This window comes from Mesorhizobium sp. USDA 4413, assembly GCF_056280365.1.
On the sequence record NZ_JBVPRP010000001.1, the window covers coordinates 5,450,463 to 5,463,680 of the forward strand.

Here is a 13,218-nt window from a genome sequence, read left to right on the forward strand (position 1 = left end):
ACCGCCCATGGAACTGCGCAAAGATTACTTCGCCGATGTCCGCAAGGACGGCCTCAACGAGATCGGCCAGCCGCGGCCGCGCCTGGATTCGCCGGGACATGTCACTGGCAAGACCGCCTATTTTGCCGACCGCAATTTTCCGGGCATGCTGCATCTGAAGATGGTGCGCAGCCCGCACCACCATGCCCGCATCCGCTCGATCGATACGGCCGAAGCGGAAAAGCATCCGGGCGTCGTCAAGGTGCTGACCGCCAGGGACGTGCCACACAATGTCTACACCATCCTGATCCTGATCCAGATCGGCCCCGAGGACGAAACCGTGCTCGCCGACGGCAAGGTGCGTTGGAAGGGCGAGGCGGTGGTGGCCGTCCTGGCCGAGACGGAACGCGCGGCGCAGGAAGCGGCCGCCAAGGTGAAGGTCGACTATGAGGTGCTCCCCGCGGTCTTCGATATGGAAGAGGCGCTGAAGCCCGGCGCGCCTTTGGTCAACGAATATCACGGCCAGAACTACTATCTTTACGACAGCGGCGAGTGCCGCAAGGTGCGCTTCGGCGATGTCGAGGCAGGCTTTGCCCAGGCAGACCACATTCTCGAACAGACCTACCAGTCCTCCCCGATCGAGCATGCGCCGACTGAGACGACCGGCTGCGTGGTGGCGCCCGAAGGCAACGACCGCTTCACCTGCTACACCAATACCCAGGCGATGTTCTTCACCCTCGACAACACCTCGATCATCCTGCAGATGCCGGGCTCGAAGCTGCACTTCGTCGGCGGCACCGTCGGCGGCGGCTTCGGCGGCAAGGTCGACGTCATCGTCGAGCCGATCGCCATCCTCGGAGCCAAGCTAACCGGACGCCCGGTCTGTTTTATCTACAGCCGCGAGGAGGAGATGCAGATCTCGTCGCCACGCGCGGCCGAAAAGGTCGTCATCAAGGACGGCGTCATGAAGGACGGCCGCATCGTCGCGCGCAAGGTGACCGGCTACACCGACGCCGGCGCCTATTCGCGCCACTCGCCCTATGGCGCGCAGAAAGGCGCGGCCCACTATCCCGGCCCCTACACGATCCCGAATGTCTGGATCGACACCTATTGCGTCTACACCAACCGCACGCCTTCGTCGGCCATGCGCGGCTTCGGCGTCACCATTGGCGACTTCGCGCTGGAGGTGCAGATGGACAAGCTGGCACGGCTGATCGGCATGGACCCGCTCGAATTCCGCTTCATCAACGCCTATCGCGACGGCGACATGAAGGCGCATCGCCAGCCGACCGAGGGCGCCGCGCTGATCGAATGCATGCAGGAAGCCTCGCGCGCCGCCAATTGGCCGGTGGCGGAAAAATACATGGCGATGTCCTCCTACAGGAAGGGAGCCTGAGATGGCGATCCGGCGTGGACGCGGCGTCGCCGCGATCAACTATCCGACCGGCATGAATCTCGGCGGCGACCCGACCCAGGCGCTGGTGCACTCGACGCCGACCGGCAATTTCATGGTTACGCTCTCCAGCGTCGATCTCGGACAGGGCATGAAACAGATCATGGCGCAGATCTGCGCCGAGACGATCGGCGTGCCGACCGACCGCGTCGTCATCGACACCGCCGACACCGACACCGGCCCGCACTGCATGGGCACCTTCGCCTCGCGCGGCACGCACCGCGCCGGCAACGCCGTCATCCAGGCGGCCAAGGAAGCCCGCCAGGTGATGCTGGAAGTGGCGGCCGAGGAGCTTGAGGTGAACGCCTCCGATCTCGAGACCGACGGCCAGGGCACCATCCAGGTCAAAGGCGCGCCGCAGAAATCGATCTCGATCTTCGACGTCGCGCTGTCGGCGCATTTCAAGCGCGGCCGCTCGATCTCCGGCCGCGGCATGTTCCTCATCCCGCGCTCCTATCCGGAGAAGGAGACCGGCGCGATGAAGCCGTCCACCTGCTATGCCCATGCCTGCACGGTGGCCGAGGTCGAGGTCGACGACGAGACCGGCGAAGTGACGGTGCTCACCGTGAAGAACGTGTTCGAGATCGGCCGTGCGCTGAACCCGAAGATGGTCGAGCAGCAGCTGGTCGGCGGCTCCTGGATGGGCATCAGCCACGCGCTCTACGAAACGACCGAGCCCTATTATCCGAGCCGCGACCATGGCGGCACCGATTTCAACCAGTATCTGATGCCGGGTCCGGGCGATCTCGCCGAGACCGAGATCATCGTGCTGGAGCGTCCCTCGGCCGATGGGCCGTTCGGCGCCAAGGGACCGGGCGAGATGTGCGCCAACCCGCAAATCCCGGCCATCGCCAATGCCGTGTTCGATGCGGTCGGGGTACGCATCGACACCCTGCCGATCACGCCCGAACGCATCCTGCGCGCGCTGAAGGCGCAGGCCGCGGGCTGAGCGGGACGATGACCCGCGCCGACGCTGTTGAAGTCGCCGCTTCGCCGGAGGCTATCGCCGAGCGCCTTGCCGCTTCGCGCTACCTGGCCGACGACAGCCTCGCCACCGCGATCTTCCTGGCGATCCGCCTGGGTAAGCCGCTGTTGCTCGAAGGCGCGCCGGGCGTCGGCAAGACCGAAGCCGCGAAGGCGGTTGCCCAACTGCTGGGCCGCGAGCTCGTGCGCCTGCAATGCTATGAAGGCATCGATGCCGGGCATGCGCTCTACGAATGGAACTACCAGCGCCAGCTGCTTGCGATCCGCCATGCCGGCGAACACGAGATCGACATCTATGACGACCGCTTCCTGATCGCCCGGCCGCTGCTGCAGGTGCTGCGGGCGCCGGAGCAGCGCGTGCTTCTGGTAGACGAGATCGACCGCTCCGACCATGAGTTCGAGGCGCTGCTGCTCGAATTCCTCTCCGACTTCCAGATCAGCATTCCGGAGCGCGGCACCATCCGCGCCGATTTACAGCCGATCGCCATCCTAACCTCCAACCGCACCCGCGAGCTCGCCGAGGCGCTGCGCCGGCGCTGCGTCTATCACTGGATCGGCTATCCCGACGCCCAGCGCGAGGCCGAGATCATCATGCTGCGCGCAAGCGATGTCGCCGAGGCGACCGCGAGAGCCGTCGCGAACGCCGTGCAGGAGATCCGCGCGCGTCCGCTGGCCAAACCGCCGGGCATCGCCGAAGCGGTCGAATGGGCCAATGCCGCCACCATCCTTGAAAAAGGGGGCAGCCCATGGCCGGAAGCCTTCCGCCGCGCCGTCGGCGTGCTGATCAAGGACGAGGAGGATTTGTCCGCGATCGCGCCGGAGCTGGGCAGGATTGTCGAGGAGGCGCTGGGGTGATGAGCAAAGGGGGGCGCGAAGGAATGAAGCGTGGGGAAAGCTTGCCTCGTCCTGCCATGCCTTTCCTCGGCTTCGCTCGCCTGTTGCGCCGTCACGCTTTCGCCATCGCGCCGGAACAGATCACCAGCTTCATGCAAGCGGTCACCCTGCTCGGACCGCGCTCGATGAATGACATCCGCGAGGCGGCACTCGCCACGCTGGCACCCTCGCCCGATCGCCGCGGTGAATTCGAGGCGCATTTCCGCGCCTATTTCTATGGCGACGCCAAGCCTTCGATTGCAGGCGAGGAGGAAGACGAAACCCGCGTCAAGGACGATCGCGGCACGCATAAGGAAGAGAACCAGATCGCCCGTCAGGAGAAAGGCGGCGAGCTGTCCTCGGCGCTCGAACAATTGAGCAGCCGCGATTTCCAGCGCGACGCCGATGGGCTTGGCCGGTTCCGTCGGCGGCTGGCCTCCGCCCTGCCCGTGCGCCGTTCCTTCCGCACCGCCCGCACGCGTTCGCGCGGCACGCTCGACCTCAGGCGCTCGCTCAGCGAAATCGTCAGTGCCGATGGCGACATCCCCTCGCCGCTGCTGCGTCGCCGCCAGACCGTGCCGCGAAAACTGCTGCTGCTCATCGATGTTTCCGGCTCGATGAAGCTGCACACCTCCGATTACCTCAACCTGGCCCACGCCGCCGTGCAAGGCGCGGGCCGCGCGGAAGTTTTTACCTTCGGCACACGGCTTACCCGCATCACTTCGGCGCTGCGCGTCCGCGATCGCGAGCAGGCGCTCGCCCGCGCCGCGGCGCTTGTCGACGATTGGGACGGCGGCACCCGCATGGGGCCGACACTGCTCGCCTTCCTTTCGGTGCCGCGTTTTTCCGCCTTCGCTCGCGGCGCCTGCGTCGTCATCCTGTCCGATGGCCTGGAACGCGGCGACCATGCCGAACTGGAGATCGCAATGCGCCGGCTGAGTGCCCGTGCCTTCCGGCTGTCGCTGGCGACGCCGCTCGCCGGCGATCCGCGCTTTCGGCCCGCAACGTCGGCGCTCCGCGCCATCTTGCCGCTGCTCGACGACCTGGTCGACGGCTCGTCGATCGGAAGCCTGACCGCTTTCATCCTGTCGCTCGCCCGTCCGGCGCCTGCGGCCGATTCCATCTGGAAAAGGGTATCGTGATGCAGAAAGCCATCGACGCGCATTTCCACATCTGGCGGCAAAAGGACCAGCCCTGGCTGGTCGGGCCGATGGTGCCGCGCATCTTCGGCCCCTACGAGCCGATCCGTCGCGACTATCCGATCACGGAGTTCCTCGAAGACCAGAAAGGCTCAGGCGTCGACAAGGCCGTCTATGTGCAGACCAACTGGGCCAAGGAGGATTTCGAGAAGGAAGTCGCCTTCCTGCAGAAGACGGCGGAAGAAACCGGCTGGCCGCACGCCATCGTTGGCTATGCCGACATGACGGCCGACGACGTGCGCCCGCAGATCGACCGTTTGATGAAATACAAGCTGCTGCGCGGCGTGCGCATGCAGCTCCACTGGCACGAGACGCCCGCCTTTCGCTTCGCCGCTTCGGCCGACCAGGTGATCGATCCGAAGGTGCGGAAGAACGTAGCGCGGCTGAAGGATTACGGCCTCTCCTTCGACCTCCAGCTCTTCCCGGCGCAGATGAAGGACGGACTGACCCTTGTCGGTGAAAACCCTGAGACGAATTTCATCCTCACCCATGCCGGCATGCTGACCGGCATGGAGCCGGAAACCACCGAAGCATGGAAGGCCGGCCTGCGCACGCTCGCCGCCGCGCCCAATTTCCACGCCAAGCTCTCCGGGCTCGGCACGTTCGAGCACCGTAACAACCCCAAACTTATCGCCTACATCGTTTACAACGCGATCGAAATCCTCGGCAGCGAGCGGCTGATGTTCGGCTCGAACTTTCCGATCGAAAAGCTCTGGACCAGCCACGCCGAGCTGATCAAGGCGCACCGTGCGGCAGTGGCCAGGCACGGCGCGAAAGCGGAGGCGGACATCTTCTGGAATACAGCGGAGAAGGTTTACCGGCCGGTTTAGCGCCGCCTTTCCTTCTCCCCTTGTGGGAGAAGGTGGATCGGCGCGCAGCGCCGAGACGGATGAGGGGTGTTCCAGCGGAGTGAGACGTTGGCTTTCCCTGGAGCACCCCTCATCCGTCGCCTTCGGCGACACCTTCTCCCACAAGGGGAGAAGGGGAAGTCGGTTTCACTTCACCTCGAATTGCGGGTCGAGCGGAATCTGCATCGCCGTGACGAGATGATTGGTCTGCCCCGCCAGGCCGATGATTGACACTAGCTCGCCGTGCTGCGCGTCGGTCATGCCCTTGGCCCGCGCCGCGGCCGTATGCGAGTGGATGCAATAGGAACAGCCATTGGCGGTCGAGACGGCGATATAAATCATCTCCTTGGTCAGCGGATCGATGGCGCTGTCGGCGACCATCACCGCCTTGAGCTGCTCCCACACCCGCTTCAGCGACGCCGGATCATTGGCCAGCCCGCGCCAGAAATTGTTGACGAAATCGGATTTGCGCGTCGCGCGGATATCGTCGAACACGGCCTTCACCGCCGGGATCTTTTCGATCTCGGCATCGGTAAGGAGTTTTGTCGTGGCCATGGCGTGATCCTCTGGTTTGAATCGTTGGTCGAATTCGTTGAATTAAGCGTTGCGCATAGACGGCTAACTCGTTTGTCCGATTCAGTTTTTAGCGCGGGAAAGCGCGCGGCCGCGGAGGTTGGCCGAAGCACCTCAGCTTCGTCATTCTAGGGCGGAGCAAGGAGCGAAGCGACGCGCGCAGACCCTAGAATCCTGTGTGTTGGTTTCGGTGTATGGTTGAAGTGGGAAGGAGACCGAGTGGATCCTGGTCGTCCTTTCGGACAGGCCGTGGCATGGCCCGGTCCCTTCCCACCGGTGAACCATCAACCTGAACAGTTGCACGGGGCTGTTCCAAGCAGACCCCGCACCACAGGAAGAGGCGTGGACATGATAATGCAGAACTATGTCGGCTGCGACATCTCAAAGCAGTGGCTGGACTTTTTTGATGAGACAAGCGGCCGTCTTCGGCGCATCGACAACCAGGCCGATGCGATCGCGGCCTATGTGGCGGGGCTTGATCCCAGTCGGGACTTCGTCGTCATGGAGGCGACGGGTGTCCATGACCGGCTGCTGCGCCATGCGCTGGCCAAGGCCGGCGTGCCGTTCTCGCGGCACAATCCGGCGCACACACACCATTATGCCAAGTCGACCAGACGGCGCGCCAAGACCGATCCGCTCGACGCCAGGATGCTGAGCGACTATGGCCGCCGCTACAACCCTGAGGCCGAGCCGGCGCCGCGCGAAGAAGTCGAGCAGCTTCAATCGCTTGCCGCTCATCGCGATCAACTGGTCGGGATGCGGGCAACGCTGAAGAAGCAACTCGGCGAGGCCTTCCAGGAGATCGTCATCACCAGCCTCAAAGGCCTGATCGCCGGCCTCGATGCACGCATCAAGGCGTTCGAGGGCCAGATCGCCGAAGTCATTCGTCAAGCCGAGGACGCCGCCCGCGATTACACGCTCATGGTCTCCGTGCCCGGCGTCTCCAAGGTCGGCGCATTCTCGCTGCTGGCGCTCTTGCCCGAGCTCGGCAAGCGCTCACCCAAGGCGATCGCCGCGCTCGTCGGCCTTGCCCCCTTCGACAACAAGAGCGGCAAGCTCACACGCAGGAGCCAGATCCAGGGCGGGCGATCACGCGTGCGCCGCGCCCTCTACATGGCAGCCCTAACGGCCATCAGAACCTGCGACCGGTTCAAAACCTTCTACACAGCGCTTGCTGCCCGGTCGGGCTCCAAGAAACTCGCCATCATCGCCGTCGCAAGGAAGCTCTTGGTCGTGCTCAACGCTATCATCAGAGACAAAACCGCATTCGCATGAACACAGTTGCCATGCCGTGACCTCGCGCGAAGGGTGCAGCGGAGCAGAATTCTGGACCGTAGCGGCGCCTAAAAGTAACGGAATGGATCCTCGGGTCTGCGCGCGTCGCTTCGGTCCTTGCTCCGCCCGTGGATGACGACATACCGGGCGCCTCGGTTAATCTCCATGGATGTTGATCCAACGTTGCGATTGTCCCTTTGCCCTGACGACTAATGCACTGCCGCATACATGATCTTCTCCTCCGTCGCCTCCGCCGGAGAGAACTCCTCGACGATGCGGCCCTGCCGGCAGACCAGGATACGGTCGGATAGGTTCATGATCTCGGGCAGGTAGGACGAGATGACGACCACGGCGAGACCCTCGTCGGCCAGCCGGTTGATGATCTGATGGATCTCGGCGATGGCGCCGACATCGACGCCGCGCGTCGGCTCGTCGAAGATGACAATGCGCGGCTGCTGCACCAGTCCCTTGCCGATCACCACTTTCTGCTGGTTGCCGCCGGATAGCTCGACCACGCGGGCATTGTCGTTGATCGCCTTGATGTTGAGCGTCTTCGTCCATTCGGCCGAAAGCTGCCGCATCTCCTGCTGATTGATGACCCAGCCCTTTTCGCGGCCGGCGGCAAGCAGCCCTCCGAACAGGTTCTCGGCAATGCCCATCGTCTCGAAGATGCCTTCGCTCTTGCGGTCCTCGGTGACATAAACGATGCCGTCGGCCACGGCCTCGCTCGGCACCAGGTAGCGCACCGGCTTGTCGTCGAGCTCGATCGCGCCACCGCGGAGGAAATCGCGCTTGTAGATGCCCGAGACGATCTTGAACGTCTCGGTACGGCCCGATCCGATCAGCCCGAAGACGCCTGTGATCTGGCCTTCGAAGATCGAAAAGGAATTGTTGCGCACGATGTTGCTCATCGAGATGTCCTGTACCGAGAGCACTTTCTTGCCGGCTTTGCGCAATTTCGTCTCGTCACGCTGGCGGTAGATCTGCCCCGTCAGCGAGCGCCCGACCATGGCGGCGACGATCCTGTCGCGGTCGAAAGCCGATGTTTCGTCGGTGATCACGAGTTCGCCATCACGCAGGATGGTGATGCGGTCTGCGATCATCAGCGCCTCTTCCAGCGCATGGCTGATGAAGACGATAGAGACGCCCCGGGCCTTCAGCCGGCGGATCAGTGCGAAGAAATGGCGCTTCTCCTCCGGCGTCAGCGTCGCCGTCGGTTCATCGAAGATGATGATCTCGGCATTGTGGTGGACGGCGCGCGCGATCTCGACCATCTGCCGCTTGGCCGCACCAAGCGTCGCCACCATGGCGTTGGGGTCGACCGGGAAATTCAGCGACTGAAGAAACTGCTGCGCCGAGATGTAAGTGCCGCGCAGCCGGTTGAGGAATTTCTCGGTGCCGAGATAGAGGTTCTGCGCCACCGTCATCGACGGCACCAGGCTGGTCTCCTGGAACACCATCGCGATGCCGGCCTCCAGCGCGGCATACGGCGAGGCGTAAGCCGTCTCGACGCCCTTGTGGAACATCTTGCCCGACGTCGCCTCGACGACGCCCGCGATGATCTTGGTCAGCGTCGACTTGCCGGCGCCGTTCTCGCCGAGCAGCGCGTGGATCTCGCCTTTCCTCAGATCGAACGTGACGTTCTTCACCGCCGGCACGCCGCGATAGGTCTTGGTGACGTTTTCGAGACGGACGATCGGTTCCATCAGAAACCTCCCGCGATTGCGTCGAGCGCCAGCACGCAATCACCGCCTTTCGAGGCGACGAACAGGCGTCCGCCCTGTTCCGCGATGCTGCAGATGCCGTGGCGCGTGCCGTTGGCGCGGCTATGCAGGCTGAATTGCGGCTGCAGGCTCCGGTCGAGCCTCACGACGAGGCCATAAGAGCGGCTGGGCGACCAGGGCTTATGGATACCCATCGTGCGGATGCCGCCGCATTGCAGCGGCTCGAGGAAGCTGCGGTTTGAGGCCAGCGCCGGCGCGATCCAATAGGCCGGCGGCACCTGGTCGATCATGTCCCGGCGATAATGCGTTTCCCGCAGCACGAATTCGATCAGCCGGTTGCGCGGCGCGAAAAGGGCCAGCCAGGCCCCACCGTCGCCGGCCGGCGAGAGCCGCGCGGGATAGCCCGGCAGATGAGTAAGCACAGTTGAGCGGTTTCCATTCGCGCCGTCGAAGAGCACAAGCTGATGGCGCCAGCTTTCGCTCACCAGCACATCGGCACCTACCGGGTGAAGCCCATAGGGAAAGGCGATGTCGCCGGCGATCTTCTGAAAACCGATGCCTCCTCGGCCGCATCGCCACAGCGCACCGGACGACCCCTTCTTCATCAGGTCGGCCGCCCATTGCGACGGCGCATGTTCGGCGGAGCCGTTGGCCAGCCACAGCGTGCCGTCATTGGCATAGGCAAGCGCCGTGATGCAGCGGATCTCGGCGGGCAACGAGACCTCCTTGCCGGCGATCAGCAGTCTGCCGCTTTCGAGCCCGACCGTCAGTTCGCTGGCGGGCGACAGCGCCAGCGCGGTGACGGGGGATTGAAAGGTCTCGACCACGACGGGCTCGGAACCGGCCGCAACCGCAAGGATCGCGTTGCCGCTGGAGACGAGCAACTGGCCATCGGCCATCAGCAGGTTGTCCGGCTCGGTCAGCTCGGCAAAGGCCGGCGCGTCGTCCAGCCGCGTGTTGGGACGGAAGGCGCCGTCGAGCGGCGGAATGGTGACCGCCTTGCCGCGAAAGACGTCCAGGATGGGATCGAGGATCATGGCTTGCCTCCCCAATAGGAGGCGGGGCTCGTCCAGGTCGGGTCGGCGCCCTCGATCTTGTAGCGCCCGATGCGGTTGTTGAGGATGCCGCCGACGAAAAGATAGCCCTTGTGCTCGCGCATCGAGGTGACCATCGGATGCGCGTTGCCCGAAAGATCGCCGAGCGTCTCGACGATGCCGCCCTTCTCGTTAAATTTCACCACGCCGCCGGTGTTGATGTTGGGGAACAGCCATTCGTCCTGCGGCAGGCGCCGGGTCATGCGCTTGCGCATATCGGGATGGCGCAAGGAGAGATCGAAGCTCGGCGTGCGCATGCCGAGCCACGCCATCCAGTAATTGCCGTCGGAGGCGCGATTGATGTTGTCGGGATAGCCCGGCATGTCGCGGATGACACATTCGGCGGTGCCGGCCTTCGGGCCTTCCAACCAGTAGCGATGCACGCGGCACGCCCAGCTTTCGGCGAAGAACAGCGACTTGCCGTCATGCGCCATGCACACGCCGTTGGTGTAGCGGTAGCCGTCGAGCAGCGTCTTGGTCGAGCCGTCCTTCGGGTCGTAGACCAAAAGGCGACCGGTGGCGCGGTTCTCGATCGAGTCCAGCGCCCAATCATGGGCATCATAGCGCTTGGTCGAATCCGTGAAATAGATGCGGCCGTCGGGCGCAATGTCGCAATCGTTAGGGTCGCGCAGGCGCGCATCGTCGACGATCGAGGTCCAGGAGCGCGCGGTCTCCGCCGACAGGCGCTTTACCTCACGCTCGGGCGAGACCGAATAGAGCCCCATGGCGCCGACGCAGCTGATCAGGTTGCCGTCCTTGTCGAAGGCCAAGCCCAGCGGAAAGCCGCCGATATGCGCAAATACCTCGGAGCGCTTGTAGTCCGGCGCGAAGAAACGCACGATCTCGCCGTGGCGGGTGCCGCAATAGAGATGGTCGTCGCGGTCGAGGATAACGTCTTCGGGTCCCTCCAGCTCGCCAAACCCGATATGGTCCGCGGCCGACAGCCGGTTGTCGAGCTCGTAGGACGTGCCGGAGCCCGGCGCGGCCGATTGCGTCTCGCCCATCTTGAGGTAGACCGGCGCGACATAGACCTCGTTCAGCACCTTGTGGCGGTTCTTCAGCCAGCGGATGTCGATGGTGACGGCGACGGCCAAAAGGATGCCGAGCACCATCTGGTTGGTGCCGGTGCCGTAGCCCAGTCGGATCAATCCGTTGGTCATGGTGAGCACGATGATCGCGCCCATCAGCCCCTTGACCACCGAGCCGCGTCCGCCGCCTAGGCTGACGCCGCCGACCACCGCCGCCGTCAGCGCCATGATTTCGAGGTTGAGGCCGGTGCCCGGCCCTGCCCCACTCAAGCGGCAGGCGATGAGAAAGCCGCCGATCGAGGCGCAGAAGCCGGAAAAGACATAAGTCATGAACACGGTGCGACGCACACGGATGCCGGCATTGTGCGCCGAGCGTCGGGAGCCGCCCACCGCCAGCACATGCCAGCCCGGCCGCGAGCGCGTCAGCGCGATATGCGTGACGACGGCAAGAATGATCGCCAGCCAGACCGAGACCGACAGGCCCCAGAAGGTGCCGTCGCCGATGAAGTCGAGCACGTCGGAGCTCGCTTGGGACAGCTGCACGTCGGCGGCATAGGCGGTGACTAGGATATCGAACAGCGCTCGCCCGAAGATGAAGGTAACCAGCGTGGTGAGGAAGGCGCGCAACCTGAGATAGCCGACCAGGTAACCGTTGATGGCGCCGAAGACGAGCCCGGTGCAAAACGCCCCGACCAAGGCCAGCCAGATCGACTGTTCGAGGATGAAGAAGACAAAGACGGCGGAAAAACAGGACAGCGCGAAGATCGAGCCGACCGAAAGATCGATGCCGCCGCCCAGCATCACCACGGTCATGCCGATGACCACCAGCGAGAACTCGCCAAGCTGGCGTGTCGATTCCTGCAGTGAGGTAAGCTTGAAGAAGCCCGGAATGGCCGAGCCGAACACGCCGAGCGTCGCCACCAACGCCAAGAAGGGAATAGCGTTGTCGGTCCAGCGTTTGGTCAGGATCTCGCCGACCAGATGGTCGGGCACGAGGTTGTAGCGCCAGGCCTGGAGGCGTTCACGGAAAGTCATCGGCTGTTGCTGTCATGAAACGGGAAAGAGGTGGCTGGAACGATCCGGCCACCTCACGGGATGCTTTTTGGGCGCGCGGCTTATTTCGCCGCCGCTTCGGCCTGCAGCGCCTTCAGGTCCCAGCAACTGTCGGGCTTGAGGTCGGCCTTGGTCGTCGCCTTCTCCAGCGTGTAGATGTAGGTGTGCGACGTGCCGGCCGGCTGGCCGCTCTGCAGCAGGAACTTGATAATGGCGTTCATGTCGCCCGACTGGCGGGCAAGATCCGTCATCACCACGGCGCCATAGGTGCCGTCTTCCAGCTTGTCGCAATCGGCCGCCTTCTCGCCGCCGCCGGTGGTGACCAGGAACACCTTGCCCTCGAGCTTCGCGTCGCGGATCGCGGCCGAGGCGCCGGTGGCGTCGCCATCCCAGAAGTCGATGATCGAGCAGATATCCGGATGCTGCTGCAGCATCGTCGTCGTCACATTGCGCGAGGTGGTCGCGTCCCAGTTAGAGTCCGGCTTTGCCACCACTTGGAAGTCGGGATGCTTCTCCAGCACCTTCATGATGCCGGCATACTGGTAGAGGCTGGAGGAGTTCGCCTGGTCGCCCTGCACCAGCCCGATCTTCTTGGACGAATTCTCGCCGCAGCCCTTGATCGCTGCTTCCGCCTCGAGCTGGCCGAGCTTGTCCCAGTCGCTGCCAACGAAGGCGTCAGCCGGGAAATTCGCTGGATTGTCGACCAGGATAACATAGGTGCCGGCGGCCTGCGCCTTCTTCATCAGCTTTGAATAGGAGTTGAGGTCGGGCGCGTGGATGATCAGCACGTCGGGCCGAGTGTCGGACGCGATGGCGTCGGTGATCGCCTGCGCGCCGGCATCGACCACCCAGTTCGGATCGCGGGTCTCGAACGTGCCGCCCCAGGCCTCGACCTCCTTCTTCAGATAATGCGCCCAGCCCTGCGCCAGGTCGAAGCCCATCGCCAGCGGCACCAGCATGACACGCTTGCCGTTGAGCGCCTTGGCATAGGCGGCAGGACCGGGATCGTCGGCGGCGAAGCCCGGCGCTGCGAAGGCGGTAATGGCGAGCGCCGTGGCGGCGGCCATCAATGTTTTCAACAGTTTCATGTTACATCCTCTGGTTCGGTTTTCATTGCCGGCCGATCGTCGCGATC

At 64.1% G+C, this 13,218-nt stretch carries 11 protein-coding genes; 6 read left to right on the forward strand and 5 right to left on the reverse strand.

Translation table 11 applies throughout. From position 1 onward, the window contains the following. Positions 1-7: 7 nt before the first annotated feature. From ACVMIM_RS26645 to ACVMIM_RS26665, 5 genes are read left to right on the forward strand one after another with little or no spacing between them, the layout of a single operon-like run. Entirely contained in the window at positions 8-1,375 is a 1,368-nt protein-coding gene (locus ACVMIM_RS26645; protein WP_476115519.1) for a xanthine dehydrogenase family protein molybdopterin-binding subunit, read from the forward strand. Position 1,376: 1 nt separating this feature from the next. Then, positions 1,377-2,381 (forward strand): xanthine dehydrogenase family protein molybdopterin-binding subunit, encoded by a 1,005-nt coding sequence (locus ACVMIM_RS26650; protein ID WP_476115520.1) that lies wholly within the window; start codon positions 1,377-1,379, stop codon positions 2,379-2,381. Positions 2,382-2,389: 8 nt separating this feature from the next. Next, entirely contained in the window at positions 2,390-3,271 is an 882-nt protein-coding gene (locus ACVMIM_RS26655) for an AAA family ATPase (protein ID WP_476115522.1), read from the forward strand. 23 nt (positions 3,272-3,294) lie between these two features. Continuing rightward, a complete protein-coding gene (locus tag ACVMIM_RS26660; protein ID WP_476115524.1) occupies positions 3,295-4,431 on the forward strand; it encodes a vWA domain-containing protein in 1,137 nt (378 codons plus the stop codon). After that, on the forward strand, positions 4,431-5,318 hold the full coding sequence (locus ACVMIM_RS26665; RefSeq protein WP_476117370.1) for an amidohydrolase family protein: 888 nt from the start codon (positions 4,431-4,433) through the stop codon (positions 5,316-5,318). Before ACVMIM_RS26660 ends, ACVMIM_RS26665 begins: the two co-directional genes overlap by 1 nt. Before the next feature lie 165 nt (positions 5,319-5,483). Here the strand turns inward: ACVMIM_RS26665 and ACVMIM_RS26670 are convergent, their stop codons facing one another. After that, on the reverse strand, positions 5,484-5,891 hold the full coding sequence (locus tag ACVMIM_RS26670; protein ID WP_476115526.1) for a carboxymuconolactone decarboxylase family protein: 408 nt from the start codon (positions 5,889-5,891) through the stop codon (positions 5,484-5,486). 366 nt (positions 5,892-6,257) lie between these two features. On the opposite strand from ACVMIM_RS26670, the gene ACVMIM_RS26675 reads away from it, so the two are divergent. After that, positions 6,258-7,184, forward strand: coding sequence for an IS110 family RNA-guided transposase (locus tag ACVMIM_RS26675; protein WP_476111376.1), 927 nt, complete (start codon positions 6,258-6,260; stop codon positions 7,182-7,184). 209 nt (positions 7,185-7,393) lie between these two features. Here ACVMIM_RS26675 and ACVMIM_RS26680 read toward each other — a convergent pair whose 3' ends face one another. The 4 genes from ACVMIM_RS26680 to ACVMIM_RS26695 form a co-directional block, all read right to left on the reverse strand. Beyond that, on the reverse strand, positions 7,394-8,890 hold the full coding sequence (locus ACVMIM_RS26680; protein WP_476115527.1) for a sugar ABC transporter ATP-binding protein: 1,497 nt from the start codon (positions 8,888-8,890) through the stop codon (positions 7,394-7,396). Continuing rightward, positions 8,890-9,945, reverse strand: coding sequence for a hypothetical protein (locus ACVMIM_RS26685; protein WP_476115529.1), 1,056 nt, complete (start codon positions 9,943-9,945; stop codon positions 8,890-8,892). Before ACVMIM_RS26685 ends, ACVMIM_RS26680 begins: the two co-directional genes overlap by 1 nt. Then, positions 9,942-12,065, reverse strand: a complete 2,124-nt coding sequence (locus tag ACVMIM_RS26690; RefSeq protein ID WP_476115530.1) for an ABC transporter permease — start codon at positions 12,063-12,065, stop codon at positions 9,942-9,944. The genes ACVMIM_RS26685 and ACVMIM_RS26690 overlap by 4 nt, the downstream gene beginning before the upstream one ends. 80 nt (positions 12,066-12,145) lie before the next feature. Next, positions 12,146-13,171, reverse strand: coding sequence for a sugar ABC transporter substrate-binding protein (locus ACVMIM_RS26695; protein ID WP_476115532.1), 1,026 nt, complete (start codon positions 13,169-13,171; stop codon positions 12,146-12,148). Between the last annotated feature and the right edge of the window lie 47 nt (positions 13,172-13,218).